Annotated in this window: 29 protein-coding genes; 17 read left to right on the forward strand and 12 right to left on the reverse strand. The window is 70.5% G+C overall.

From position 1 onward, the window contains the following. Complete coding sequence (mshD, locus tag G3I77_RS37265; protein WP_248511150.1) at nucleotides 1-927, reverse strand: mycothiol synthase; 927 nt, start codon at nucleotides 925-927, stop codon at nucleotides 1-3. A 146-nt stretch (nucleotides 928-1,073) separates the two neighbouring features. On the opposite strand from mshD, the gene G3I77_RS37270 reads away from it, so the two are divergent. From G3I77_RS37270 to G3I77_RS37280, 3 genes are all read left to right on the forward strand, one after another. Next, on the forward strand, nucleotides 1,074-2,891 hold the full coding sequence (locus G3I77_RS37270; protein ID WP_248511152.1) for a bifunctional UDP-sugar hydrolase/5'-nucleotidase: 1,818 nt from the start codon (nucleotides 1,074-1,076) through the stop codon (nucleotides 2,889-2,891). Nucleotides 2,892-2,949: 58 nt separating this feature from the next. Then, complete coding sequence (locus G3I77_RS37275; protein WP_248511160.1) at nucleotides 2,950-4,161, forward strand: DUF2993 domain-containing protein; 1,212 nt, start codon at nucleotides 2,950-2,952, stop codon at nucleotides 4,159-4,161. A gap of 321 nt (nucleotides 4,162-4,482) precedes the next feature. Continuing rightward, entirely contained in the window at nucleotides 4,483-5,517 is a 1,035-nt protein-coding gene (locus G3I77_RS37280; RefSeq protein ID WP_248511162.1) for a cellulase family glycosylhydrolase, read from the forward strand. A gap of 75 nt (nucleotides 5,518-5,592) precedes the next feature. On the opposite strand, the gene G3I77_RS37285 is transcribed toward G3I77_RS37280, so the two are convergent. The 4 genes from G3I77_RS37285 to G3I77_RS37300 form a co-directional block, all read right to left on the reverse strand. Continuing rightward, nucleotides 5,593-7,674 (reverse strand): pectinesterase family protein, encoded by a 2,082-nt coding sequence (locus G3I77_RS37285; RefSeq protein WP_248511171.1) that lies wholly within the window; start codon nucleotides 7,672-7,674, stop codon nucleotides 5,593-5,595. Between the two features lie 78 nt (nucleotides 7,675-7,752). Continuing rightward, a complete protein-coding gene (locus G3I77_RS37290) occupies nucleotides 7,753-8,601 on the reverse strand; it encodes a hypothetical protein (RefSeq protein ID WP_248511173.1) in 849 nt (282 codons plus the stop codon). Between the two features lie 125 nt (nucleotides 8,602-8,726). Further along, nucleotides 8,727-8,990: a hypothetical protein gene (locus G3I77_RS37295; RefSeq protein WP_248511175.1), complete on the reverse strand. Its 264-nt coding sequence runs from the start codon at nucleotides 8,988-8,990 to the stop codon at nucleotides 8,727-8,729. Next, nucleotides 8,987-9,199 carry a hypothetical protein gene (locus G3I77_RS37300; RefSeq protein WP_248511177.1) on the reverse strand — a complete coding sequence of 71 codons (213 nt, stop codon included), beginning with the start codon at nucleotides 9,197-9,199 and terminating at the stop codon, nucleotides 8,987-8,989. The genes G3I77_RS37295 and G3I77_RS37300 overlap by 4 nt, the downstream gene beginning before the upstream one ends. A 155-nt stretch (nucleotides 9,200-9,354) precedes the next feature. On the opposite strand from G3I77_RS37300, the gene G3I77_RS37305 reads away from it, so the two are divergent. Together G3I77_RS37305 and G3I77_RS37310 are read left to right on the forward strand one after the other, a co-directional pair. Then, nucleotides 9,355-10,167, forward strand: coding sequence for a helix-turn-helix transcriptional regulator (locus G3I77_RS37305; RefSeq protein ID WP_248511274.1), 813 nt, complete (start codon nucleotides 9,355-9,357; stop codon nucleotides 10,165-10,167). After that, nucleotides 10,164-10,361: a DUF397 domain-containing protein gene (locus G3I77_RS37310; RefSeq protein ID WP_248511179.1), complete on the forward strand. Its 198-nt coding sequence runs from the start codon at nucleotides 10,164-10,166 to the stop codon at nucleotides 10,359-10,361. Before G3I77_RS37305 ends, G3I77_RS37310 begins: the two co-directional genes overlap by 4 nt. Here the strand turns inward: G3I77_RS37310 and G3I77_RS37315 are convergent. From G3I77_RS37315 to G3I77_RS37340, 6 genes are all read right to left on the reverse strand, one after another. Next, nucleotides 10,351-11,820 (reverse strand): HAMP domain-containing sensor histidine kinase, encoded by a 1,470-nt coding sequence (locus G3I77_RS37315; RefSeq protein ID WP_248511181.1) that lies wholly within the window; start codon nucleotides 11,818-11,820, stop codon nucleotides 10,351-10,353. The two genes, G3I77_RS37310 and G3I77_RS37315, sit on opposite strands and share 11 nt — an antisense overlap. Then, a complete protein-coding gene (locus G3I77_RS37320) occupies nucleotides 11,817-12,554 on the reverse strand; it encodes a response regulator transcription factor (protein ID WP_248511183.1) in 738 nt (245 codons plus the stop codon). The genes G3I77_RS37315 and G3I77_RS37320 overlap by 4 nt, the downstream gene beginning before the upstream one ends. Nucleotides 12,555-12,674: 120 nt before the next feature. Beyond that, a complete protein-coding gene (locus G3I77_RS37325) occupies nucleotides 12,675-12,860 on the reverse strand; it encodes a hypothetical protein (RefSeq protein ID WP_248511185.1) in 186 nt (61 codons plus the stop codon). Between the two features lie 19 nt (nucleotides 12,861-12,879). Beyond that, nucleotides 12,880-13,878 (reverse strand): S1C family serine protease, encoded by a 999-nt coding sequence (locus G3I77_RS37330; RefSeq protein WP_248511188.1) that lies wholly within the window; start codon nucleotides 13,876-13,878, stop codon nucleotides 12,880-12,882. A 97-nt stretch (nucleotides 13,879-13,975) separates the two neighbouring features. Then, a complete protein-coding gene (locus G3I77_RS37335; RefSeq protein WP_248511190.1) occupies nucleotides 13,976-14,998 on the reverse strand; it encodes a LacI family DNA-binding transcriptional regulator in 1,023 nt (340 codons plus the stop codon). A gap of 128 nt (nucleotides 14,999-15,126) precedes the next feature. Next, entirely contained in the window at nucleotides 15,127-15,906 is a 780-nt protein-coding gene (locus tag G3I77_RS37340) for a response regulator transcription factor (protein ID WP_248511192.1), read from the reverse strand. 171 nt (nucleotides 15,907-16,077) lie between these two features. Here G3I77_RS37340 and G3I77_RS37345 point away from each other — a divergent pair, with 171 nt between their 5' ends. The 8 genes from G3I77_RS37345 (at nucleotide 16,078) to G3I77_RS37375 (ending at nucleotide 21,321) form a co-directional block, all read left to right on the forward strand. Further along, a complete protein-coding gene (locus tag G3I77_RS37345; RefSeq protein WP_248511194.1) occupies nucleotides 16,078-16,929 on the forward strand; it encodes an alpha/beta hydrolase in 852 nt (283 codons plus the stop codon). Nucleotides 16,930-16,967: 38 nt separating this feature from the next. Beyond that, nucleotides 16,968-17,222 carry a MoaD/ThiS family protein gene (locus G3I77_RS37350; RefSeq protein ID WP_248511195.1) on the forward strand — a complete coding sequence of 85 codons (255 nt, stop codon included), beginning with the start codon at nucleotides 16,968-16,970 and terminating at the stop codon, nucleotides 17,220-17,222. A 2-nt stretch (nucleotides 17,223-17,224) separates the two neighbouring features. After that, nucleotides 17,225-18,304 (forward strand): hypothetical protein, encoded by a 1,080-nt coding sequence (locus tag G3I77_RS37355; protein WP_248511196.1) that lies wholly within the window; start codon nucleotides 17,225-17,227, stop codon nucleotides 18,302-18,304. Nucleotides 18,305-18,454: 150 nt separating this feature from the next. Next, entirely contained in the window at nucleotides 18,455-19,192 is a 738-nt protein-coding gene (locus G3I77_RS37360) for a DUF2993 domain-containing protein (RefSeq protein ID WP_248511197.1), read from the forward strand. 226 nt (nucleotides 19,193-19,418) lie between these two features. After that, nucleotides 19,419-19,499, forward strand: coding sequence for a putative leader peptide (locus tag G3I77_RS41335; RefSeq protein ID WP_350310325.1), 81 nt, complete (start codon nucleotides 19,419-19,421; stop codon nucleotides 19,497-19,499). 137 nt (nucleotides 19,500-19,636) lie between these two features. Then, a complete protein-coding gene (locus G3I77_RS37365; protein ID WP_248511198.1) occupies nucleotides 19,637-20,482 on the forward strand; it encodes a sulfurtransferase in 846 nt (281 codons plus the stop codon). A gap of 39 nt (nucleotides 20,483-20,521) precedes the next feature. Continuing rightward, nucleotides 20,522-20,809, forward strand: a complete 288-nt coding sequence (locus tag G3I77_RS37370; RefSeq protein WP_003991226.1) for a DUF1416 domain-containing protein — start codon at nucleotides 20,522-20,524, stop codon at nucleotides 20,807-20,809. 251 nt (nucleotides 20,810-21,060) lie between these two features. Continuing rightward, nucleotides 21,061-21,321 (forward strand): DUF3099 domain-containing protein, encoded by a 261-nt coding sequence (locus G3I77_RS37375; protein ID WP_248511200.1) that lies wholly within the window; start codon nucleotides 21,061-21,063, stop codon nucleotides 21,319-21,321. 40 nt (nucleotides 21,322-21,361) lie between these two features. On the opposite strand, the gene G3I77_RS37380 is transcribed toward G3I77_RS37375, so the two are convergent. Continuing rightward, the gene (locus G3I77_RS37380; RefSeq protein ID WP_248511202.1) at nucleotides 21,362-21,724 is read right to left on the reverse strand and encodes a DsrE family protein; all 363 of its coding nucleotides are present in this window, start codon (nucleotides 21,722-21,724) and stop codon (nucleotides 21,362-21,364) included. 102 nt (nucleotides 21,725-21,826) lie between these two features. Between G3I77_RS37380 and G3I77_RS37385 the strand changes: the two genes are divergently transcribed. The 4 genes from G3I77_RS37385 to G3I77_RS37400 all read left to right on the forward strand — a co-directional run bounded on the left by G3I77_RS37385 (nucleotide 21,827) and on the right by G3I77_RS37400 (nucleotide 25,077). Next, nucleotides 21,827-22,579, forward strand: coding sequence for a hypothetical protein (locus tag G3I77_RS37385; protein WP_248511204.1), 753 nt, complete (start codon nucleotides 21,827-21,829; stop codon nucleotides 22,577-22,579). After that, nucleotides 22,576-23,430 (forward strand): hypothetical protein, encoded by an 855-nt coding sequence (locus G3I77_RS37390; protein ID WP_248511206.1) that lies wholly within the window; start codon nucleotides 22,576-22,578, stop codon nucleotides 23,428-23,430. The genes G3I77_RS37385 and G3I77_RS37390 overlap by 4 nt, the downstream gene beginning before the upstream one ends. Next, a complete protein-coding gene (locus tag G3I77_RS37395; protein ID WP_248511208.1) occupies nucleotides 23,427-24,281 on the forward strand; it encodes a hypothetical protein in 855 nt (284 codons plus the stop codon). Before G3I77_RS37390 ends, G3I77_RS37395 begins: the two co-directional genes overlap by 4 nt. Nucleotides 24,282-24,501: 220 nt before the next feature. Continuing rightward, nucleotides 24,502-25,077, forward strand: coding sequence for an FABP family protein (locus tag G3I77_RS37400; protein ID WP_142162408.1), 576 nt, complete (start codon nucleotides 24,502-24,504; stop codon nucleotides 25,075-25,077). Nucleotides 25,078-25,123: the final 46 nt, after the last annotated feature.

The raw sequence follows: 25,123 nt of genomic DNA on the forward strand, positions 1-25,123 counted from the left end.
TCAGGTCTCCGTGCGGTACATCAGGTCCACCTCGTGCGTGGCGAACCCCAGCCGCTCGTACACCGACACCGCCGCCTTGTTGTCGGCGTCGACGTAGAGCATCGCCGTCGGCAGCCCTTGCCCCGCCAGATGCCGCAGCCCGATCGTGGTCAGGGACTTGCCGAGGCCGCCGCCCTGCGCGCCGGGGCCGACGCCGAGGACGTAGACCTCGCCCAGGCCCTCCTCGGCGTGGACCTTGGTCCAGTGGAAGCCCACGAGCTCGTCGCCGCGGAAGGCGAGGAAGAACCCCTCGGGGTCGAACCACGGCTCGGCCTTGCGGTCGTCGAGGTCGCGCTGGGTGAGGGAGCCCTGCTCGGGGTGGTGGGCGAAGGCGGCGGCGTTCACCGCGAGCCAGGCCGCGTCGTCCTTGCCGGGGACGAAGGGGCGGACCGTGACGCCCTCGGGGAGCACCGGCTCGGGTGCGTCGAAGTCGGTCAACGGCCTTCGCATCTGACGCAGTTCACGGAACAGTGTCAGGCCCAGGACCTGGGCGAGATGCCGGGCGGCGGAGTGCCCGCCGTGCGCCCACACCCGCAGCCGCTTTCCCGACGCGGCCAGCAGCGCGGACCCGAGGGCCCGCCCGTGCCCGTGCCCCCGGTGCCCGGGGTGCACGACCAGCTCGGCGGCCGGCGGCTCCACCGGGTCCGTGTCCTCCAACTGGGCATAACCGACAAGTTCCCCGCCGGCGGTGAGCAGCAGATGGGACACGCCCTCCCGCTCCCGGCCACGCAACTGCAACCGGCCCTGTTCGGACACCGCCTGCTGCCCGTCGGTCCGGGCCGCCTCGTCGAGCAGTCCGAGCACGGCCTCGGTCTGCTCCGCGGAGAGCGCGGCAAGGGTCTCGATCGAGCGGGGGCGTCCTGGCCGTACGGTGTCGTCGCTGGTCATGCGTACGAGGGTACGGGGCACCACCGGCAAATCGGCGGCAAAGAAGCAACCAGGATGTAACCATGAAACACCTGTCGCGCTACGCGCGTTGACTCTAGGCTGCGCCGGACGACATCACTGTCCCAGCAGACCCAACAGGGGGGCGTATGCCAGCCAGTTCACCGGCGCATCCGGAGCGTCGGAGACGTCGTACCAACCGTGTCCTCGCTCTCGCCGCCGGTGTCGTCACCGTCGGCGCGCTGGCCGCCGCGGGGCTGCCGGGGTCGGCGACCGCCGGGGAGGACCACCGCAAGGGCGGGCACGGGCCCGGCCGCTACCAGGACGTGCAGCTGCTGTCCTTCAACGACCTGCACGGCAACCTGGAGCCGCCGACGGGCTCGTCCGGCCGGGTCACCGAGCATCAGCACGACGGCACCACGAAGACCATCGACGCCGGTGGCGTCGAGTACCTCGCCACGCATCTGCGCCAGGCCCGCAAGGGCGAGAAGTACTCCATCACGGCCGCCGGCGGCGACATGGTCGGCGCCTCCCCGCTGATCTCCGGGCTGTTCCACGACGAGCCCACCATCGAGGCGCTGAACAAGCTCGACCTCGACGTCACCTCCGTCGGCAACCACGAGTTCGACGAGGGCGCCAAGGAGCTGGCCCGGCTGCAGTACGGCGGCTGCCACCCGAAGGACGGCTGCTACGCGGACGAGAAGTTCAAGGGCGCCGACTTCCCCTACCTGGCGGCCAACGTCCTCGACCAGAAGACGAAGAGGCCGATCCTCAAGCCCTACTGGGTGTGGAAGAAGAACGGCGTCAAGGTCGGCTTCATCGGCGTGACCCTGGAGGGCACCCCGGACATCGTCTCCGCCGAGGGCGTCAAGGGCCTGTCCTTCAAGGACGAGGTCGAGACGATCAACAAGTACGCCAAGGTGCTCCAGAAGCAGGGCGTGAAGTCGATCGTCGCGCTCCTCCACGAGGGCGGCTTCCCGGCGTCGACGTCGTACAACTACGACTGTGACTCCCCGGGCGCGGGCGACGGCATCTCCGGCCCGATCGTCGACATCGCCAAGAACGTCACGCCGCAGGTGGACGCGCTGGTCACCGGCCACACCCACAACGCGTACGTGTGCAGCATCGACGACCCGGCGGGCAAGCCCCGCATGGTCACCTCGGCCGCGTCCTTCGGCCGCCTCTACACGGACACCACGCTGACGTACGACCGCAGGACCGGCGACATCGCCCGCACGGCGGTGAAGTCGGCGAACCGCGTGGTCACCCGGGACGTCCCCAAGGCGCCCGACATGACCCGGCTGATCAGCAAGTGGAACACGCTGGCCGCGCCCATCGGCAACCGCGCGATCGGCCACATCTCCGGCGACATCGGCAACACCGGCACCGAGTCCCCGCTCGGCGACCTCGTCGCCGACGCCCAGCTCGCGCACGGCAAGCAGCTCGACCCGGAGACCGACCTGGCGCTGATGAACCCGGGCGGTATCCGCGCACCGCTGACCTACGCGGCCAAGGCCGGTGAGGGCGACGGTGTCGTCACCTACGCCGAGGGCTTCACGGTCCAGCCGTTCGCGAACACCGTGAACCTCCAGGACTTCACGGGCGCGCAGCTCATCCAGGTGCTCAAGGAGCAGGTGACCGGCCCGAACGAGGCCGCGCCGAAGGTGCTCCAGGTCTCGTCCGGCCTGACCTACACGCTGGACCTCACCAAGTCCGGCGCCGACCGGGTCGTCACCGACTCGATTCTGCTGGACGGCAAGGCCATCGACCCGGCGGCCACCTACCGCGTCGCGACGAACAGCTTCCTCGCGGGCGGCGGCGACGGCTTCCCGACCCTCGGCCAGGGCGCGAACGACGTCGTCGGCGCCGACGACCTGACCGCACTGGAGCAGTACCTGACGGCCAACTCCTCGGCCGCCGAACCGATCGCCCCGCCGAAGGCGGACCGCATCACGATCGTGAAGTAAGTCGCATACCTGGGGTTCAGGTTGCGGGTAGGGGCGGTACGCATGGTCGGATGGCTCGATGCGTACCCCCCACCACCTAGATGCGCATCCACGTCCGAACCCGTACGAGGAGCTTGCCGCCCTCGATGACGGGCCTCTGGAGGAGACCCCTGTGGAGGAGTTCCTCACGGAGGAACGCGATGCGGGCGCCGAGGACGCCTGGGCTCCGCCGGATCACCGCCGCGGCGGCAGGCGGCGCCGGAAGAATCGTTTCGCTGGGTTGCCGCTCGCGGTGAAGGCGGTGGTCGGCCTGGTCGTCCTCGCCTCGTTCGCCGCCCTCGGCGACCGCTGGGCCGTGCTGTACGCCGAGCACCAGGCCGCGGACACCCTCAAGAACCGCCTCGACCTGGCCGCGGCCCCGGAAGTCGAGATCGGAGGCTTCCCCTTCCTCACCCAACTCGCCGACAAGCATCTGGACTCGGTGAAGGTGACCGTCCCGGACGTCGCCGCCGACCGGGTCTCCCTGGCGAAGGTGTCGGCCACGGCCCACGACGTGACGCTGGACGCCGACGGCCTCACCTCCGTACGCGGCGCCCACGTCCCCCGCTTCGACGGGGACGTCCAGCTGAGCTTCGCCGACCTCAACCGCGAACTCGGCGCCTCCCAGGTGACGTTCACCGGCGAGGGCCGCGACCGGGTCCGGGCGAACGGCACCCTGCCGGTGGCCGGGCACAACCTGCGGCTGCGCGCCGAGGCCCGGATCCAGCGGCAGGGCGAGCGGGGCATCGCCACCGAGATCGGCAACATGCGCCTGGACATCGGCGACCTGGCCACCTACCGGCCCGGCACCCGCGCCTCGGAGGGCCTGCATCTGACCCCCAAGGGGACCTCCGACCTCGCCCGGGAGACCCGCAAGGCCAAGGCGCTGCTGTCGGTCCCGGCCATCGTGCAGCGGATGGGCGTGCCCGAGGCGACCGTGCGCGAGGCCCTGACCGACGACGGCAAGCTCACCGAGCTGACCGGCTCCCCGCGCTTCGCCCGTCAGGCCGCCCGCCTCAACCTCATCGACCTGGCCCTGGAGAACCCCGACGTCATGCGCCGTCTGGGACTCGACCCCAACCTGCTCGACTCCCTGTCGGGCCTGACCCGCCCGGTGCTGGCCGACCGGCTGTCGCTGGCGTTCGAACTGCCCGAGCCGGAGCAGGGGGACGTGCGGTTGCAGGACGTACGGGTGGAGGAGGACGGCATCCGGGTGCGGGTGTCGGGATCGGGGATCTCGGTCGGCGGCTGACGGCACCCGGGGCGGCCGGGCGCGCCGAGGCCGGCCGCGCGGGACGGGCGCGCCCACCGGCTGCCGCTCCGGCCGCACGAGGCCGACCCGCAGGCGGCCCGGCCGGCGGCCGGAGGGCGGATGACACCGGACGCGGCCCTGCCCCTCCAGGGCACCGCCGGAAACGCCGCCGAAGTCCTCCTGAGCGGCCCTGCCCCGCCGTGAGTGAATCTTTGTGTGCAGATGTGTTGACCTATGTTCGAGTCCCCTTCTAGTTTCGTGCTCCACTGAGCGGTCCGCCTGCGGGCCGCTCACCCTTGCACGCGCTCAGAAGGGGATGTCGTGTCACGAAAGAAGAAGAGCGGGACAGCTTGCGCGGGGGCGCTGCTGGCCTGCGTCACGGCATTCGGTGGAGCGCTCGCCTCCCCCGCGGCCGCCTCTCCCGCCCACCGTCCCGCCACTCCGCCGCCCGTCAGCGACTTCAAGGGCGTCAACTGGGCCGACCCGCGCGACAACTTCGCCCACGACGCGGTCGTGCCCTCGGGCCTGTCCGCCTCCGACGGCTACGCCACCACCTACGCCAAGTCCAGGGCGGTCATCGGCGGGTTCTCCGAGCTCGGCGCCAACACCGTCCGCCTCCCGGTCAACCCGGCCTCGGTGAACGGCCCGTTCTGGACGTCCTACCGGGGCGCGATCGACGCCGCGACCGCCAAGGGCTTCAAGGTCATCCTGGGCTACTGGGAGGCCGACAACGCCAAGGACGGCAAGATCGACGACCGGGCGTCCTGGGACCGGATGTGGGCGCGCATCACCTCCGCCTACGCCCGCGACTCCAAGGTGTACTTCGAGCCGATGAACGAGCCGTTCGGCTACACCGCCCAGGAGTGGACCGACATCGCCGCGAAGTGGGTGAGCACCCACGGCAACGTGCCCCGCGACCGGATCCTGATCGGCGGGTACAAGTACAGCGAGGACGTCAAGCCGGTGTGCGCCGACCCGCGCCTGAAGGGCACGCGTCTGGCCCTGCACAACTACGGCTTCTGGCACACCGACTGGACCAGCGTCGACCAGTGGAAGCAGGACTTCAAGAGCCGCATCGGCGACTGCGCCTCGCGCACGATCCTCGACGAGTTCGGCGCCACCATGACCTCCGGCCTGGACTACAACGGCCCGGTCAACGGCTCCAACGAGGTCGCGTACATCCAGGCCGCGACCGACATCATCCGCGAACTGGGCCTGGGCTCGGTCTACTGGCCCGGCCTGCGCAGCGGTGACACCTACTCCCTCACCACCCTCCAGGGCACGGGCACGAACCTCAGCCTGACGGTGAACAACCAGAGCGGCCTGGACCGGCTGCACTGGGCCTGGAAGCGGTAAGCCTCCCCACGGGATCACCATGGTGGCCCTTCCGGGCCCGGCGCCGCTCGTCAGCCGGACCCGGAAGGGAGCCGTTCAGGACGCCGAAGGCGTCCAGCCCGCGAGCCAGTCCGCGACCTCCTGGTTCGCGGCCTGCGCGTCGGTCAGGTGGGGCCGGTTGGAGTTCGCCGACCCCGCACCCGCGCCGGAGTTCTTGTACTCGGCGAACCGGTCGTCCTTCCAGGAGAACCCGCTCATGTCGGTCCACGGGGTCGACTTGATCGCGTTGCTCAGGCTGGTGTTGCGGACCGTGGTCTGCGGATCCAGGGACGCGTCCCCGCCCGCGTGCCAGGGCCGGCCGAGGTAGAAGCTCCCGGCCGACACATCGCCGTTCACGGTGGAGTTGGCGATCAGGATGCCCTTGCGGTTCGCGGCGGTGCTCGGCGCGGTGATGTACCCGGCCGAAGTGCCGTTCCAGCGCTTCTTCAGCGTGATGACGGACTTGTCGACGACGGCCGTGGCCCGGCCGAAGATGAAGTCGACGTTGCCGATGACGTAGGAGTTGCTGACGTAGACACGGCCCAGCCGGTCCTTCGCCGCGGTGTCGAGCAGCAGCGTGTCCTGGTCGCCGCTGACGATGATCCCGTCCAGGAACACCTTGTCGGCGGCGGTCCGCAGCGCGACGGCCTGGTGGCCGTTCAGGCTCTGGTTCCTCGCCTCGTCGAAGTCGTTGGAGATGGTCAGGTTCCGGGCCTGGAAGTCGTCGGCCTGGACGGCGACGGTGGCGCTGCCGGAGGTGCCGTACGTGCCGCCGCCGGGCTTCGGCGTACCGGAGGCGTTGTTGTAGACGATCGTCGTGTCCTTGCGGCTGCCGCCGGTGCCCTGGATGGTGACGTGCGGCTTGTTGGACGGCACCGTCACCAGCTCCCGGTACGTGCCCGGCTTGACCGCGATCACGACCCGCGAGGGGTTGTTCGCCGGTACGGCGTTCACGGCGGCCTGCACGGTGCGGTACTGGCCGCTGCCGTCCTGGGCGACGGTGAGGGTGGTAGCGGCCGCGGCCTTGGTGGAGGCCGTGGTGCCCTTGGCGGAGGCGGTCGTCCCGATGGAGGCGCGGGGCCCGGCACCGGCCTTGAGGACCGACGGGAGGTCGGCGGCCTTGTCGAGCGTGTACGGGTAGTAGGCCTTCGGGTCGAAGGCGGTCCCGCCGCTCTCGTTGCGCCCGCTGGTGCCGGAGAAGGAGTTCCCGCGCTGGACGACGGCGGCGCCACTGTCCTTGATGACCGGGTTCCTGATGCCCTTGAAGAGGGAGTTCTCCAGGACCATCTTGGTCCTGCCGCGCGAGTAGTTCCCGTACGACGACGTGATGTCCGTGCCCGGGACATCCTCCAGGAAGTTGTTGTAGAGGTGCGCGTGGGCGGCGTTGTCCGTGGAGGGGTTGCGCTGCTCGGTCTCGCGGATCCAGTTGTGGTGGATCGTGATGTCGGTCTTGACGTTCTCGGTCCAGCCGATGCCGAAGGTCTTGTTGTTGTCGCTCAGCTTGTTCCAGGAGACGGTGACGTTCGTGCTGTCCTTGCGGACGTCGATGAGCCCGTCGGCCATGTGGCGCAGGTCGTTGTGGTCGATCCACACGTGGTGGGCGCCGTCCATCTGGATCGCGTCGAAGTCGTGGTCCTTGTCGTTCCAGATGCCCTGGTACGCGTCCCGGATGGTCAGGTTCCGGATGATCACGTTGTGCACGCCCTGGCCGAGGAAGAACCCGCCGCCGACGATGTGCCCGGAAGTCCCCTGACCCACGATGGTCTTGTCGGACCGGACCTTGATCTCTTTGCCGACCGGGTTCATGGTGATGGTCCCGGCGACGACGATGACGTACGGCTCGGCGGCGGTGGCGTACTTCTCCAGGTCGGCGAGCGTCTTCACCGTGACGGTCTTCCCGCCGCGCCCGCCGTACGTCCCGTTCTGCCCGAGCGAGTTGACGGAGGCGAACCCGTCGGCGGAGGCGGAGGCCCAGGCCGGGACCGCGGCGGAGGCCTCCTGGGCGGTGGAGCCCAGGACGCCGAGGTCGGTGCCGTAGGCGAAGGTACCGGCGGCGGTCAGGGCCAGGGGGACCCCGATCGCCAGGGCGGTGCGGCTTCTGCGGTGACGGGGACGGGCCTTGCTACGCGGCTCACTCATACGGCGATCCGTTCCGTGTGGGGGAATGACCGCTGATCAGTCGCCGCCCCACACGGAAAGGTTGCCGGGGTATCCGGCTTACTTAGTGCAGGAGTTGGGATCGAGTTTCTCTTCGACCTTGTCCTCACGTCCGTCCGGCTGGCCGCTCGGGAGGAGCTTGTCGGAGATGCCGTCGATGTAGTAGCCGTGGCTGTAGATGGTCTGATAGCCCCGGTCACGCCAGCTGTGCACGGTCCGGTCCCCGTCGCCCTTGTTCCACTCGTAGTCCTCGACGTGGAAGACGGGGTTGACGCGCACGACGCGCTGATACGGCGTCCAGGTCACGGCGACCTGCCGGCAGGGCGGGATGGTCTTCTCGCTGCGGGTCTCGAACCGGGACTCCTTCTCCCAGCCCCACTCGTACCCGGCGCTGCCGCCCACGGTGCCGCTGAAGATGCTCTTGGCGAGGGAGAGGCTGATGGTGCCGCCGACGCTCTTCTTCGCGAACGTCTTGGTGCTGTAGCTGCTGACGAAGGTCTCCTTGTCGTCGGCGGAGCCCTTGTTGCCGATCCAGCGTGACGTGCGGACGGTGTCGCCCTTGATGGACCAGGTCGAGGCCTCGGCGTACCCGCACCAGCCGCGGAACAGCTCCCACGGCCCGGCGGGCTTCCACAGTCCGAAGACGTCCCGCAGGTACTCGTCCTGGGTCTTGAACTCACCGGTGTCGACGTTGAGGGCGCCGTAGACGCCGGTCAGGCTCGTCTCCTGACTGCAGAGCCGCTCGATCATCAGATCGGTGTCCCCGGGATCCACACCCCGGATGTTGGTCGCCCCGGCGGGCCCGGCGGCAGCGGTCCCGGCACCGGTCAGCAGACCGGTTGTAGCGAGGGCGGTGGAGGCGGCAACCAGGCCGCATTTCCTGAGAGTTGTCTTGCGAATGAGACGCATGGGGGTTGGCTCACTCCTGCTTGCGGTTCTGTGACGGCAGCGAAGATGCCAGAGCAGGGGCAGGAGTTTGCGCTACTGATGGGTATGACAGGACATCGACAGCTGGGCGAGTGGCATGTCCCTCTTTATCGGGTCTCACCCCTGCGGCTTACGGCGATCCGCAGCACGTCACCCAGGGACTCCACGGCCCTTGTCAGCGCGAAACGCACGGCGCGTTCACCGGCTTTGGGGTCCCCGAGTACGGCTCTGGCTCCCGCGAGCACCTGCTCGGCGGAGGCGAGTTGAGCGGCCTCGAGGTCATCGGCGAGCCGCGAGATCAGGCTGTCGGGGTTGTCGGAGCTGAGGTAGCAGGGCTTGCCGTCGGCGCCGGTCCAGGGGAGCAGCCTCATGCGTAGACCTCCAGGGCGTGCAGGTAGGGCCGGACGAGGGGGGTGTCCATTTCGAAGGGCTCTGCGTGGGCGGGGCGGCGGACGTACCCGGGCGGGGGCAGGGTCCGCAGGGCCGGTGCGGTGGCCCGATGGCGCCCTCGGGCGGGCAGCAGAAGCCGTACGAGGGCGAGCAGGAGGGACTCGCAGAGTTCGGTGATACGCAGGCGCACGGAAGCGTCCCTTCTCAGGGGGCAGGGGGGAAGACAGGGGGTGACGAGCGGTGATCACCGTTCGTGCCCACATCGTCACTGCTTGGTCGTACTCTGCGGAAGAGGCCAGGCGTTGCCTGGGGGCTCAGGCAACGGGGAGGGGTGACGTGGGGGAAATGGTTGACGGGGGCCGGGCGGTCCTGGGTCGGACGCTGAGGTTTCTGCGAGAGCAGGCGGGCAAGTCGCTCGGGCAGTTGGCAGAGGACACCGGGTACGACAAGAGCTACTTGAGCCGCCTGGAGTCCGGCGAGCGGCTGTCCAAGCTGGCGGTCATGGAGGACCTGGACAGTTATTACGGGTGCGGTGACCTGCTGGTACGTGAGTGGCGGGACGCCCGCGGGGAGGTCATCAAGGACAAGTGCAAGGCCTTCATGGGCCTTGAGGCGACGGCGCAGATCATGTGGATGTTCCAACTGCGCGTGCCGGGTCTCCTGCAGACCGAGGACTACGCCCGAGCGGTGTTGTCAGGGTTGTCTGGCGCCCAGACAACGGCAGGCAACAGTGAGGAAGTCGAGGAGCAGGTGGCCGCGCGGATGGGGCGGCAGGAGTTGCTCTACCGCGAGTCGGCGCCCGACGTACGCGTAATCCTGGACGAGGTGGCGCTTCGGCGGCCCGTTCCTGAAGCGAAGGTGTGGGCGGAGCAGTTGTCGCACCTCCTGGACGCGGCCGAGTCGCCGAACGTCGCAATCCAGGTACTGCCCTTCGCGGCCGGGGTGCACGACCTCATGGACAGCCACCTCTGGCTGTTCTGGCAGCGCACTGGTGATCCAGTCGCATGGACAGAGGGCAACGGCTTCGGCGAGTTGATCAGGGAAGCGGACAAGGTCCTGCGCTTCCGTTTGTCCTACGATCGCGTCAGGGACGCGGCGCTGACTCCCTCGGAGTCGACGGCGTTCATCAAGCGCCTTCTAGAGGAGTGCAGAGAATGAACCGAGCCCCCGACCTCACTGTCGCCGCGTGGCGCAAGTCGTCCTACAGCGACGGGGGCGGCACAAACTGCCTCGAGCTCGCCGACAACTGCCCCGGCACAGTTCCGGTCCGCGACAGCAAGCGGCCCGACGGCCCGATACTCGTGTTCGGCGCGAGCCCCTGGGCGTCGTTCCTCACGTACGTCACGAAGTAGCGGGCAGATCCTCCGGCGGAGGCACAGCCGCCCCCGGCAGGCGTGTCGTCGCCACCGTGCCGCCGCCCTCGGCGTGGGACAACGACACCTCGCCGCCGGCCTGCTGCACCGTGCGGGCCACGATCGACAGGCCCAGGCCGGAGCCCGGCAACGCCCGTGCGCTCGGGGAGCGCCAGAAGCGGTCGAAGACGTAGGGGAGTTCGTCGGCGGGGATGCCCGGCCCGTGGTCGCGGACGGTGAGGACGCCCTCGGCGAGGCGGACCTCGACCGTGCCGCCCTCCGGGCTGAACTTCACCGCGTTGTCCAGGATGTTGACCACCGCCCGTTCCAGGGCGGAGGGTTCCGCCCGGACGAACCACGGCTGTACGTCCGCCGTGATCGTGAGCTCCGGGCCCCGCAGCCGGGCCCGCCGCAGCGCCGACTCGACCGTGTCCTGCCAGGCGACGATCTGCGTCCGGCCCGCGTGCTGGCCGGTGTCCGGGCGGGACAGTTCCTGAAGGTCGCCGATGAGTGCCGCCAGCTCCGTCATCTGCGCCTTCACCGACGCGAGCAGCGCCTTGCGGTCCGCCTCGGGGATGGGACGGCCCGTCTCCTCGCTGCGTGTGAGGAGTTCGATGTTGGTGCGGAGGGACGTCAGCGGCGTACGCAACTCGTGGCCCGCGTCCGCGATGAGCTGCTGCTGGAGTTCCCGGGAGCTGGCCAGGGCCGACGTCATCGAGTTGAAGGAGCGGGACAGGCGAGCCACCTCGTCCTCGCTCGCGTCGTCCACGGGGATGCGGACGTCCAGGTCTTCCGTGCGGGCCACGTGCTCGACGGCTTCCGTCAGTTTGTCCACCGGGCGCAGGCCCGCCCTGGCGACCGTGAGGCCGGCCGCTCCGGCGCCCACCACTCCGACACCCGAGACCAGCAGGAGAATCAGCGCCAGTTCGTTGAGCGTGGACTCCGTTCCCTTGAGAGGGACGGCGATGACCAGCGCGTAGTCGGCGGCCACGCCCTGCTGGAACGGGCCGTCCTTCACGACGACCGCCGTGGTCAGCACGCGCACCGAGTTGCCGTCGCTGTCCGTGCCGTTGCGCAGTACGGCCGTCCTGGGGTCGGGATTCCTGGCCACTTCCCTGTCGCCGCTCGTGACCTTGACCTGCGGCATCAGGTTGCTGAAGAGACAGACCCTGCCGTCGGACCCGACCACCTGCGCGTAGGTCTGCGGTCGCGGTGCCCCGCCGAGGGTGTTCGACGGCTTCTGGGGGCACGTCTTCGTCAACGCGTCGAAATCGTCCGCCTGAATGGTCCGGAACGACGACTTCAGGTCCCCGTCCACCTGGTCGTACAACTTCCCCTGCACGATGAACCAGCAGGTCACCGACACCGCCGCCACCGCGAACGCCACCGCCGCCGCCACCAGCAGCGCCAGGCGCGACCGGATCGGCAGCGAGCGGAACCGCCGCAGAACCTTGTTCACTCCGCGCCGCCCTGCCGCAGCACGTAACCGACACCCCGCACCGTGTGCACCAGCCGCGGCTCGCCGCCCGCCTCGGTCTTGCGGCGCAGGTACATCACGTACACGTCGAGGGAGTTCGACGACGGCTCGAAGTCGAAGCCCCAGACGGCCTTGAGGATCTGCTCCCGGGTGAGGACCTGGCGCGGGTGCGCCAGGAACATCTCCAGGAGCGTGAACTCCGTGCGGGTCAGCTCCACCTGGCGGCCACCCCGCGTGACCTCCCGCGTCGCGAGATCCATGCGCAGGTCGGCGAAGGTGAGCGCGTCCTCGTCGGCCGGACTGCCCGCGCCCACGGCCGCCGCGTAGGAGCTGCGGCGCAGCAGCGCGCGGATGCGGGCGAAGAGTTCGTCGAGTTCGAAGGGCTTGACCAGGTAGTCGTCGGCGCCCGCGTCGAGGCCCGTGACGCGGTCGCCGACCGTGTCACGGGCCGTGAGCATCAGGATCGGCGTGGTGTCGCCCGTGGCGCGGATCCGGCGCGCCGCCGTGAGGCCGTCCATGCGCGGCATCTGGACGTCGAGGACGACCAGGTCGGGCCGGTAGGCCGCCGCCTTGTCCAGCGCGTCCGCGCCGTCGACGGCGACCTCGGTCCCGTACCCCTCGAACGCGAGGCTGCGCTGGAGCGCTTCGCGTACGGCCGGCTCGTCGTCGACGATCAGGATGCGCTGCGGGTCACGGTCGCCGTCTGCGGGGCTCATGGGTCGGGGGTCCTCGGGGGTGAAGGGGGACGGGGGTGCTCTGACGCTCTCAGCGTCGCACGCCGGGGGACCGTGACGGGAAGAGCGCCGGCTCGGTGGCGTGCGGTGACGGCAGGCGCGTCAGCTCCGCGCCGTCCGGCGCCGGGCCGCCGCGGTCCGGCTCGTCCGACGGGTCGCCGTGGCCGCCGCCGGCGCCACTTCCGGTGCCCGGCCCGTCGGCGCGTGCAGTGCGGACGCCACCGCCAGAGCCGGCCCGACCGCCGCCGGGTCCCCGCCCGGCTCCGCGTGCACAACCTGCTGGATCATCGCCCTGCTCCTCGGGAACTCAGTCCGTGGAACCGGCCCGCAGCTTCGCGAGGTCGGCCTTGACGGTGTTGATCGGGATGGAGAAGCCCAGGCCCACGCTGCCCGCCGCGGCGGACGAGGAGGCGCCTGCCGCCGAGTACATCGCGGAGTTGATCCCGATGATGTTGCCGTTCATGTCGATCAGCGCGCCGCCGGAGTTGCCCGGGTTGAGGGACGCGTCGGTCTGGAGCGCCTTGTACGTCGTGGTGTTCGAGCCGGTGTCGCCGTTGAACTCCCGGCCTCCGAACTCGAACGGCCACTCGCCGCCCTGCTGCCCCTGCCGCTGCCCCTGGCTCTCGTCCGTGGAGACCGTGACGTCCCGGTCGAGGGCCGAGATGATGCCGCTGGTCACGGTGCCGGACAGCCCCTCGGGCGAGCCGATCGCGACGACCTCGTCACCGACCTGTACCCCGGCGGAGTCGCCGAGCGTGGCCGCCTTCAGGCCGGCGGCGTTCTCCAGCTTGATCAGCGCGAGGTCCTTCTTGCTGTCGGTGCCGACGACCTTCGCGGAGTAGGACTTGCCGTCGTTGGTCGTCACCTTGATCTGCGAGGCGCCGGAGATGACGTGGTTGTTGGTGATGATCTCGCCGTCGCCCGTGATGATCACGCCGGAGCCGGTGGAGGACCCGGCGCCCGAGTCGGCGCTGATCTCGACGATGCTCGGGCTGACCGCCTTGGCGACCCCGGAGACCGTGCCCTTCTGGCTGGACGGCACCACGTTGGTGCTGGTGGAGCTGGAGGCGACGGTGTCGTTGCCGGTCAGTTCCTGGATGCCGTAGGCGGTGCCGCCGCCTATCGCCGCCGCGACGATCGCCACGGCGGCGAGCAGGGCGAGGGGGCCACGGCCGCGCTTCTTCGGATGCGGAGCATGCGCCGGGGCGTACGCCGGCGGGGGCGGCCACTCGGGGTTCACCGGGGCCTGCTGCTGACCCTCGTAAGGGTTCTCGTACTCGCCACTGCGGTGGAAGCTCTCGGTCATGGAACCGAGCTTGTCGCCCGACCATGAGAGCTTCCTGAGTGCTCCCTGAGAAGCCCGACAGAACCTCGTATGCCCGATATAAAGACGCGTCCGGGCCCTACGAGCAGCCGCAGGACTGCCGCGTCACCAGCCGCGACGGGAACACCTTCAGCCGCTCCCGCCGGGCCCCGGCGACCCGCAGTCCGTCGTCGAGGACGAGGTCGACCGCCGCCCGGGCCATCGCCGGACGGTCGGACGCGACCGTCGTCAGGGGCGGGTCCGCGAGCGCCGCCTCCTTGATGTCGTCGAAGCCGGCCACCGCCAGCTCGCCGGGGACGTCGATGCGCAGCTCGCGCGCCGCGCGCAGCAGGCCGATCGCCTGGTCGTCGGTGGAGCAGAAGATCGCCGGCGGGCGCTCGGGGCCGGAGAGGATCTTCAGGGCGGCCTGGTAGGCGTCGTAGCGGTTGTAGAGGGCCTCGAAGAGGCGGCCCTCCGTGGAGATCCCGGCGTCGTCCATCGCGCGGCGCCAGCCCTCGACGTGGTCGGAGACCGGGTCGCCGACCGCGGGCGTCTCGGCTATGCCGCCCATACAGGCGACGTACTCGTAGCCGTGCTCCAGCAGGTGCCGGACGGCGAGTTCGGCGCCGCCCAGGTCGTCCGTGGTGACGGCGACGTCGTCGATGGCCTCGGGCCGTTCGTGCAGCAGCACGACCCGGGCGTCCCAGGCCTCGATCTCGGCGGCGGCCAGGTCGTTGAGCGCGTGGCTGACGAGGATGAGCCCGGAGACCCGCATCCCCAGGAAGGCGCGCAGATAGTGGACCTCGCGCTCGCCCACGTAGTCCGTGTTGCCGACGAGGACCATCTTTCCGCGCTCGGACGCGGCCTGCTCGACCGCGTGCGCCATCTCCCCGAAGAAGGGCTGGCGGGCGTCCGGGATGATCAGGCCTATGAGGTCCGTGCGCCGGGACGCCATCGCCTGGGCCACCCGGTCGGGCCGGTACCCCAGTTCCTTGATCGCGGCGAGGACACGCTCGCGCGTGGCCGGGGCGACCGGCCGGGGTCCGTTGTTGATGACATAGCTGACCACGGCAGTGGAAGTCCCTGCCAGCCGCGCCACATCATCCCGAGTCACCTTGGCCACGCGCGGAGTCTACGCGGATATACCCGCTCCGGGCAGGGCGTAAAGGAGGTTCCGTACGATATCCCGACCGCCGTCCGGGGCACCCTGTGCGGGAAGGGATGCCCAGGTCGGCGCCGCATTACGCCTCTTCACGCCTCCGCGCGGACCTCGGCGACCTCAGGGGTAACCGGATTGTCCGCGGTGCCCTGCTTTGCCTTGGCCGCCTTGGCCTTCGCCTCCTCGGCGGCGCGCTCCACCTTCTCCGGCGTAACGAATCGATAACCGACGTTCCGGACGGTGCCGATGAGTGACTCGTGCTCGGGGCCGAGCTTCGCGCGCAGCCGCCGTACGTGCACGTCGACCGTGCGCGTACCGCCGAAGTAGTCGTAGCCCCAGACCTCCTGGAGCAGCTGGGCGCGGGTGAAGACGCGGCCGGGGTGCTGCGCGAGGTACTTCAGGAGCTCGAACTCCTTGAAGGTGAGGTCGAGGACGCGGCCCTTGAGCTTGGCCGAGTACGTCGCCTCGTCGACCGACAGGTCGCCGTTGCGGATCTCCATGGGGGAGTCGTCGCTGACGATCTGCTGCCGCCCCATGGCCAGCCGAAGCCGCGCCTCGACCTCCGCGGGGCCGGCGGTGTCGAGCAGGACGTCGTCGATGCCCCAGTCCGCGGTGACGGCCGCGAGGCCGCCCTCGGTGACGACGAGGACGAGCGGGCAGCCCGGCCCGGTGGAGCGCAGCAGCTGACAGAGGCTGCGGACCTGCGGCAGATCACGCCGGCCGTCGACGAGGATGACGTCGGCGCCGGGGGTGTCGACGAGTGCGGGGCCCTCCGCGGGGGCCACACGCACGTTGTGCAGGAGCAGGCCGAGGGCGGGGAGCACCTCCGTCGACGGCTGGAGGGCGTTGGTCAGGAGCAGCAGAGAACTCATATGTCTGGTTCCTCCTCGGTCCCTGCGAGGACGTTTGTTGGCACAGCACCGCTCTGCGATCCCGAAGGCCCGTACACCTGCGGTTTCCCGCTTCGTATACAACGCTTCCGAAAGCACAAAAGGACCCGGGGGCTACGCTGCCCGAGTCCTCTGCCCAGCAGAATAGCCCACATGAGCTCTGGTCCGGCAGGTCATGTGGCGCGTTCCACCGATCGTCCACACTCCGAGACGGCTGCGGGAACGCCCGTTCGGCGACCGTCGAGGACGTTTCTGCGCACTTCCGACGGTGTGACGATCGACGCCGTATACGACCCGGGCACCGCCGTATACGACGCCTCCGGGACGCCTTCCGACCACCCCGTGTTCGTCGTCGCCCACGGCTTCACCGGGGCCGTGGACCGGCCGCATGTGCGACGGGTGGCGCAGGCCTTCGCCCGTTACGGGGCGGTCGTCACGTTCTCCTTCCGGGGCCACGGGGCGTCCGGCGGGCGGTCCACGGTCGGGGACCGGGAGGTGCTCGACCTGGCGGCGGCGGTGCGCTGGGGGCGGGAGCTGGGGCACGCGCGCGTGGGGACGGTCGGGTTCTCGATGGGCGGCTCGGTGGTGCTGCGGCACGCGGCGCTGCACCCCCGCGAGACCGGCGCGGTGGTGTCGGTCAGCGCCCCGGCCCGTTGGTACTACCGGGGGACCGCCCCCATGCGGCGGGTGCACTGGCTGGTGACGCGGCCCGAGGGCCGGATCGTCGGCCGGTACGGCTTCGGCACCCGCATCCACCACCGGGACTGGGACCCGGTCCCGCTCTCTCCGGTGGAGGCGGTGCCGAGAATCGCGCCCACCCCGCTGCTGATCGTGCACGGCGAGGCCGACGGCTACTTCCCCGTCGATCACCCGCGGATGCTGGCCGCTGCCGCCGGTGACCAGGGCGAACTGTGGCTGGAGCCGGAGATGGGGCACGCCGAGAACGCGGCCGGCGACGAGCTGCTGGCCCGGATCGGGGAATGGGTCGCCGGCCGGGCGGGCTAGCCTGACGGGGTTCGCCGTCGAATTCATTGAGGAAGCAGATGCCAAAGGTCACGGTGCGCTACTGGGCCGCCGCCAAGGCCGCGGCCGGGTTGGCCGAGGAGCCGTACGAGGCGGCTACCCTCGCCGAGGCGCTCGACGGGGTGCGCGAGCGGCACCCCGGCGAACTCGAGCGCGTCCTGCGCCGGTGCTCGTTCCTGGTGGACGGCGACCCCGTGGGCACCCGCGGACATGAGACGGTACGGCTGGCCGACGGCGGCACGGTCGAGGTGCTCCCGCCGTTCGCAGGAGGATGACGATGACCGACCAGCCGAATCAGCCGTACGACCCCTACGGGCAGCAGCCGCAGGCGTGGCCCGGGCAGGGGGACCAGGGGTACCAGGGGTACGAGGACCCGCACGCCGCTCAGCAGTACACGCAGCAGTGGCAGGGGCAGACCTGGGAGACACAGAACCACCAGCCGGTGTCCGCGCAGGCGCCGGATCCGGAGACGGCGATCCTGACACCGCAGTCGCCCCCGCCGCCCCGGAGCCCCCGGACGCCGCAGGCACCCGCGGCCCCGGCCGGAGCCGACGCCGGCACCTCCGCTCCCGGCTACGGCCCCGCCACCGTCGGCGGGAACACACGCGTCACGGACGCGCAGCGGGCCCGGGCGGAGGGACGGTCCCCGATCATCGAGCCCGGGATGCAGCCGGCCGCGCTGACGGCGCTGCTCGGGCTGCTGCTGGCCGGTGCGGCGGCGGTCGGGACGTACGCGTTGCTCGTGCCGCTGGTCGTCCTCCAGGCCGTCACCGCGGCCGGCTGGTTCCGGCTGAACGGGATGTGGCCGGCCCGGCAGGGCATCGCGCTGGGCTTCGCGGGCGCGCTGGCCGCGGACGCGGCGCTGCTGGTCTCGGGCCGCTCACCGTCGGCCATCCTGGGCACGCTCGGCGTGTGGGTGCTCCTCGCACTGGTCCTGCAGCTGCGGTCGCACGCCGACCCGGACGAGCGGATGTACGGCCTGATGGCGACGGTCGCGGCATCGGCGCTGGCGATCGTGGCCGGCGGGTACCTCGCGGCCGCCGCGGGCGCGGTGACGGTGGGCGCGGTGGCCGTGGCGGCGGCCGTCCTGGCGCGCGCCCTGCCGCTGCCGACCCCGGCCTCGGTGGTGGTGGCCCTCCTCGCCGCGGCGGGCGCGGGCATCGCGACCGGCTCGGTCACGGACCTCGGCACCTCGGGCGCCCTCCTCGGCGCGGGCGCCGCCGCCTGCGCCCTGATCGGCCACCGGGTCGCGAGCTACGACTACCCGTCCCGCTTCGTCCACTTCACGGCGGGCGTGGCCCTGCCGCTGGCCGCGGCGGCCCCGGCGGTGTACGTCCTGGGCAGGGCGCTGGCGTAGCCCCGGCACGGACGCCGGGCACCCGCCGCCCTGTCACAGATGATCAACAATCCTCCGGCCCCCCTTCCCCACAGGGTTACCCTCACGCAAGGGACGGCCACCCGGTCGTCAGGGACCGCCGTCTAACCGACTGGGTGGGGGACACACCGCATGCGCGCACTGCGAATACTGCTGATCTTCGTCGTGATCCTGGGCGGGCTCTTCGTGATCGCCGACCGCGTCGCGGTCAATTTCGCCGAGGACGAGGCCGCCGACCGGCTGAAGACGACGGAGAACCTGTCGGCGACCCCCGACGTGTCGATCAAGGGCTTCCCGTTCCTCACCCAGGTCGCCGGCGGTTCCCTGGACGACATCGAGGTCGGCATCAAGGACTACGAGGCCGCCGCGGGCGACGGCGACCGGACGATCCGTATCGACGACCTCCAGGCCGACATGAAGGGCGTCGAGTTCTCCGGCGACTACAGCTCCGCCACCGCCTCCAGCGCCACCGGCACCGCGACCATCGCCTACGACGAGCTGCTGAAGACGGCGAAGTCCGAGCCCACCCAGGTCGCCCCGGGCGTCACCGCCAACGTCATCGGCCTCTCCGACGGCGGCAACGGCAAGATCAAGGTCACCGTCGAGGCCACGGTCCTCGGCACCAAGCTCCCGGAGCCGGTCTCCGTGCTCAGCTCGGTGAAGGTCGACAACGGCACCGTCCGCGTGCAGGCCGACGGCCTGCCCAAGTTCGGCGGTGTCGACATCGCCGAGAACCGCGTCCGGGCCATCACCGACTTCCAGCAGAAGATCGACGACCTGCCCGGCGGCATCGAGCTGGACACGGTCCAGGCCGCCCCGAACGGCGTCGAGATCACGGTGAAGGGTTCCGACGTCCGGCTGGCCGGGTAGGAAGGCGCACGGCGGGATCCGTGCGGAGACCCCGGCGGATCCCACCAGCACTGTCCGGTGGGCGAGACGGCGGAGTCCGTAGCGTAGGTATGACGGTCGATACGTCCGACAACGGGCCGTGCGGGAGCCGCGTCGACGGCACTCCGGTCCCACATGGCGGATCTTTGCGTCTCAGTATGCGACACACCGGTGACACGCCCGCCCTGCCGTCCCTACGATCGACGGCATGAAGCGACAGGCGGACCTCACGAAGCGGCGGGCAGTAGACCTGTGCCGCGTCGCCGCCATGCTCTGTCGCACCTTCTGAGCGATCGCGTCGGCAGTCGAGCCGGCGCGCGCATCCCCGCAGCCCCGCATCAAGGGCACCCGTGCGCCGCCCTGCCTCAAGGGCGCGCCCTGCAGACCTCGCACGCCCCGCCGTAACTGCCCCGGAGGAGAAGAAGCATGAGCCGCAACGACGTCCTGGTTGACGCCGACTGGCTCCAGGAGCACCTGGACGACCCGACCATCGCCATCGTCGAGGTGGACGAGGACACGTCCGCCTACGAGAAGAACCACATCAAGAACGCCATCCGGATCGACTGGACCCAGGACCTGCAGGACCCGGTCCGCCGTGACTTCGTCGACCAGGAGGGCTTCGAGAAGCTCCTGTCCGACAAGGGCATCGGCAACGACCACACCGTGGTCCTCTACGGCGGCAACAACAACTGGTTCGCCTCGTACGCGTACTGGTACTTCAAGCTGTACGGCCACGAGAGCGTCAAGCTCCTCGACGGCGGCCGCAAGAAGTGGGAGCTCGACGCCCGCGAGCTGGTCGCCGGCGACGAGGTGCCGGAGCGTCCGAAGACGGACTACAAGGCCAAGGCCCAGGACACGTCCATCCGTGCCTTCCGCGACGACGTCGTGGCCGCCATCGGTTCGCAGAACCTCGTCGACGTGCGCTCGCCCGACGAGTTCTCCGGCAAGCTGCTCGCCCCGGCCCACCTGCCGCAGGAGCAGTCCCAGCGCCCCGGCCACGTGCCGAGCGCCCGCAACATCCCGTGGTCCAAGAACGCCAACGACGACGGCACCTTCAAGTCGGACGACGAGCTCAAGGAGCTCTACGCCGAGGAGAGCGTCGACCTGGCCAAGGACACCATCGCCTACTGCCGCATCGGTGAGCGCTCCGCGCTGACCTGGTTCGTGCTGCACGAGCTCCTCGGTGTGGAGAACGTCAAGAACTACGACGGCTCCTGGACCGAGTACGGCTCCCTCGTCGGCGTGCCGATCGAGCTCGGCGCCAACAAGTAAGCAACCCCGACCGACCTTTCCAGACTTCAGGAGTACGACATGTGCGGTGCGAAGGCCGGCGGCCCCGACGCCTCGACGATCAAGCCCGGTGAGACCACCATCCAGGGTCAGGTGACCAAGGACGGCGAGCCCGTGGTGGGCTACGTCCGTCTGCTGGACTCGACCGGCGAGTTCACGGCCGAGGTGCCGACCTCGGCGACCGGACAGTTCCGCTTCTACGCGGCCGAGGGCACCTGGACCGTCCGTGCCCTCGTGCCCGGCGCCACCGCCGACCGCACGGTCGTCGCCCAGCAGGGCGGCCTGGCGGAGGTCGCGATCGCCGTCTGACGGCGACAGGTCCTCGAAGGGCCGCACCCCTCGGGTTGGACGCCTGGGGTGCGGCCCTTCGGCCTGCCCGGACCCAGGGGGTTCCTGACGGATCTCCGCGGCGTCGCGACGCCCGGCACGCACTCTCGCCGCACCGGACAAAAGGCCTAGTAGCTCCGCTACGAGACCTTCCGCCCGGCACGCCGAGAGCACGCACCGAACGCCGCTCCTTCCTCCGCGGAGATCCGTCAGAAACCCCCTACGCTGGACGTATGTACGCACGGCGGCGTCACACGTACTTCGTGATGATGGGCCTCTGCATCGGCCTCTTCGTCATGGCCTGGGGTGTCGTACGCCTGTGGTCCGTCCCCGTCGCCGTCGGGATGTGCGTCGTCGCGATGGTCATCCCGCCCGTGGCCGCCATGGTCGCGAACCGGCGCGGGCCGGAGGACCGGTGGTGGGACGACCCGTCCGGGGATCCCGAGTCCGACGAGTGGTGGGACGAACTGGACGGCAAGAAGCGCCGGCAGTGAGCCGGTCAGGCCATCCGTTCCGCCTCCGCGCGGAAGCGTCTCAGTAGACGAGCGCCTGCGTCTCGTCCGCCATCGCCTCCTGGACGAAGACCTGCGCCCCCGCGATCCGGACGCCCTTGATGACGTCCTGCTCGGTGATCTCACGGCGGGCCGCGCACTGCGTGCACAGGGTGACGCGGCCGGCCGTGAGGAGCGAGTCCAGCAGGTCGGGCAGCGGCGCGGCGTGCGGCAGCTCGAACTCGGCGGCGCGGCCGGGGAGGGCGAACCAGGCGGATTCGCCGGTCAGCCACAGGGAGACGTCGACGCCGCTGGCCACGGCCACCGCCGCCACCGTGAACGCCTGCGAGCACCGCTCGGGGGCATCGGCCCCCGCCGTCACCTTGATCACGAGCTTCTTCGCCATGGCCGAATCGTAATCAACGCCCGTGCAACCGCGGGCGTCGACCGAGGGTCTCCTGTGCGCGCGCATACGGAATGCGCGACTCACGTTCTGTGGGGGGACGTCTTGGAAGCAGACGAAGAAGTGGCCGCCGAGCCCGAGCCCGGGCCGCGTCGCCGTCGGCGGCGTACGGCCGTGCTGATCGGTGCCGCCGCCGTGCTGGGGCTGGTCGCCGGCGGCTGCGCCGGCTACCTCGTACAGGTGCACCGCGCACCCACGAAGCTGCCCTCGCTCTCGCAGCCTGCGCTCGCACAGGCGAGGGGGGAAGGGCCCGAGCCGCTGTCGGCCGCGCGTGACCGGCGGGTGAAGACCGACGGCGACCTGCGCAAGCTGCTGCTGGAGAAGCCGCGCGGGGCCCGGGACGCCGCGTACCTGATGGGTGAGGACGGCTGGCTGGACCTGGCGGACTACGCGGAGTTCCACGACAAGCCGGGCGAGATGTTCGGCGAGATCGTCGGCGACGAGTTCCGGCGCGCGGCCGCCACCGGCTGGCTGGTCGGCCGCACCTACGAGGTCGAGATCCGCCTGGTGCAGTTCCGGCAGGAGGAGACGCTCGCCGCCGCGGAGAACGTGGACAACACCCAGTACTGGGTCGGGGACGCGGAAGGCACCGACAGCTGGGCGATCCCCGGCACCGGAAACGGGCGGGTCTACGTCCACACGCGGCCGGACACCAAGCCCGGATACGTGCCCCTGTACACCGCCGAGGCACACGCCTGGCGCGGCGACATCGCCGTGGAGATGTGGATCACGGACACCAAGCCGATTCCCAAGGCGAAGATCATGGACCTTGCCGAGCGGCAGATGGAGCGGCTGTGAGCGACAACCAGGTGGAGCCGGTGGGGCCGGTCGAGCCGGTGGGTGGGCCGGGGGCCGTGTCCGAGCCCGCTCCCGAGCCGCGGAAGCAGCCCGTACGCCGTGGTCGTGTCGCCGCCGTCACCGCGTCCGTGCTGCTGGCGGTCGCCGTCGTGGGCGGCGCGGGCTACACCGTCGTGGCGGTGAACGGCGCCGACCGGGATGCGGGCGCACCCGTCTGGACGTTTCCCGAGAGCAGGACCGCGGCCGGGGCGGACAAGAAGGCCGCTCCTTCCGGGCTCGCCGGCATGCTCGTGCCGTACGGGACCTACAGGGCCAGCGGGTGGGGGCGCGGCCCGGACCTCGGTGAGTACGGCTCGGAGGCTGCACTGAGCGGGAAGCAGGCCACGTCCCTGCGCAAGGAGTCCCTGAGCGGCCTGCCGCGCACCCAGCGCAAGCGGCTGGAGAAGGCGGTCGACCAGCAGCGCATCACCGGCATCGCCATGCGCAGCTACCTCAGCACCACCGAGCCCTCCGTCGCCTACACCGGCGACGCCTTCACAGTGCGCGTCGAACTCGCCCAGATGGACAACAGGGCCGCCGTGCGGGACGCCTCGCGTTTCCGGAGCGCGGTCCTCGACGCCCTGGACGTCTTCCGCAAGGGCCCGAAGATCAAGGGCCACGACAACGCCCGCTGCTTCCTGCCGCCGAAGGACGCCGACGGGGACCTGGAGACGATGTACTGCTCCGCCCACGTCGGGAACGTCCTGGTCACCGCCGTAGCGGACGGCGCGGAGCCACTCGACACCAAGGGGGTCGCGATGCTGCTGCGCGAGCAGCTCGACCGCATCACCGAGCCGGGGGAGGCGGTATGACCGAGCAGCAGCAGCAGCAGCAGCAGCAGACAGCCGTGCCGGCCGTGCCCGGGGTGCCGCCGGACGCGCCGGCGGACCCGGTGCGCAAGGATCGCCGGGTCCTGCGGGCCGTCCTGCGCTGGACCGCCGCCGTGGCCGTCTTCGCGGCGGTCGGCGCGGCCACGGCCTACGGCATCACACGGATGGAGCGGACCGACGTGCCCGGGCTCGCGACGGAGCCGGACGGGCGCTGGGAGTACCCGGTGCTCACCCGGCCGCCGCTGCCCTCCGGCAGCCCGGGCCCCTTCGCCGAGGCGAACACGGCCGGCACGCACCACGCCGACCCGCGTGCCCTCCTCCTGCCCGCTCCGGAGGGCGCCAGGGACGACAAGGCGCTGCGGGGCTCGGACGGCTGGCCGGCGAAGGAGGACTTCCTGGCGGAGTACGCCGCGAAGGAAGACCGCGAGGAACTCGGGCAGCACCTCACCGACCACGGTCTGCGGCACATCGCCGCCCGCGGCTGGACCATGCCGGACGGCACCCGCACGCGGATCTACCTGCTCCGGTTCGACACCGCGGCGGTCGTCGACGAACTGCTCGCGCCCTACCTCGCCCCGTTCGGCGCGCCGAAGTTCCCCCTGCGTGGCGCAGGGACGTCCGCGAACGACAAGACGTTCCCCGACGAGGCCCTGGTGGAGGACGTCCAGCGCGTGGTCTACGACGAGGCCAGGCCGTACGGCGGCGAACAGGTCCGCCATGCCTACCTCGCCGCCGGTGACACCCTCGCGCTGGTCGTGCAGTCCCGGAAGGGCGGTGCGCGGGCCGTGCCGTTCCAGCAGACGGTGACGCTGCAGAGCCAGCTGCTCGGCTGAATCCGGCCCGGGCCCACCTCCCACAGAGGCCCGGGCCCCGGCCGCGTAAGCTGGGGCCCGGCCCTGTGCACCCATTCGCACCCCCGCTCAAGGAGCACCTCGTGGAGATCTTCTTCGAAATCCTGTTGGTCCTGGTCGCCGTCGGCGTCCTCGCCTTCGCCGGACTGACCGTGAAGAAGCTGTACCAGGGCCAGCGCTGACCCACGTCTAGGAAGTTCCCATGATCGAGATCCCGTCCGACCTCCACAAGGACCTCGTCCCGCTCGCCTTCCTGCTGGGCAACTGGGCGGGCGCCGGCGTGCACGACTTCCCCGGCTCCGAGAAGTGCAACTTCGGGCAGGAGGTCACCTTCACCCACGACGGCCGGGACTTCCTGGCGTACCACTCCCACTCCTGGGTGCTGGACCAGGACGGCAACAAGGTCCGCCCCCTGGAGTCCGAGCACGGCTTCTGGCGGATCGACGCCGGCCGCAAGGTCGAGGTGACGATGACCCGCGACGACGGCGTCATCGAGATCTGGTACGGCGAGCTGGCCGACAAGAAGCCGCAGATCGACCTCGTGACGGACGCGGTGGCCCGCACGGCCGCCTCCCAGCCCTACACCGGCGGCAAGCGGCTGTACGGCTACGTCAAGAGCGATCTGATGTGGGTCGGCGAGAAGCAGACCCCCGAGGTCGAGCTGCGCCCCTACATGTCCGCCCACCTGAAGAAGGTCGTCACCCCGGAGGAGGTCGAGCGCTGGGCCAAGGCCCTGCCCGACGACATGCCGGACGACGGCATCGCCTTCTTCAAGTAGGGGCACGTCTTCCTCACCTAGTCGGATGCGAGTGGTCCTAGACTCG

The sequence above is a fragment of the Streptomyces sp. D2-8 genome, from assembly GCF_023184515.1.
Classification (GTDB): domain Bacteria; phylum Actinomycetota; class Actinomycetes; order Streptomycetales; family Streptomycetaceae; genus Streptomyces.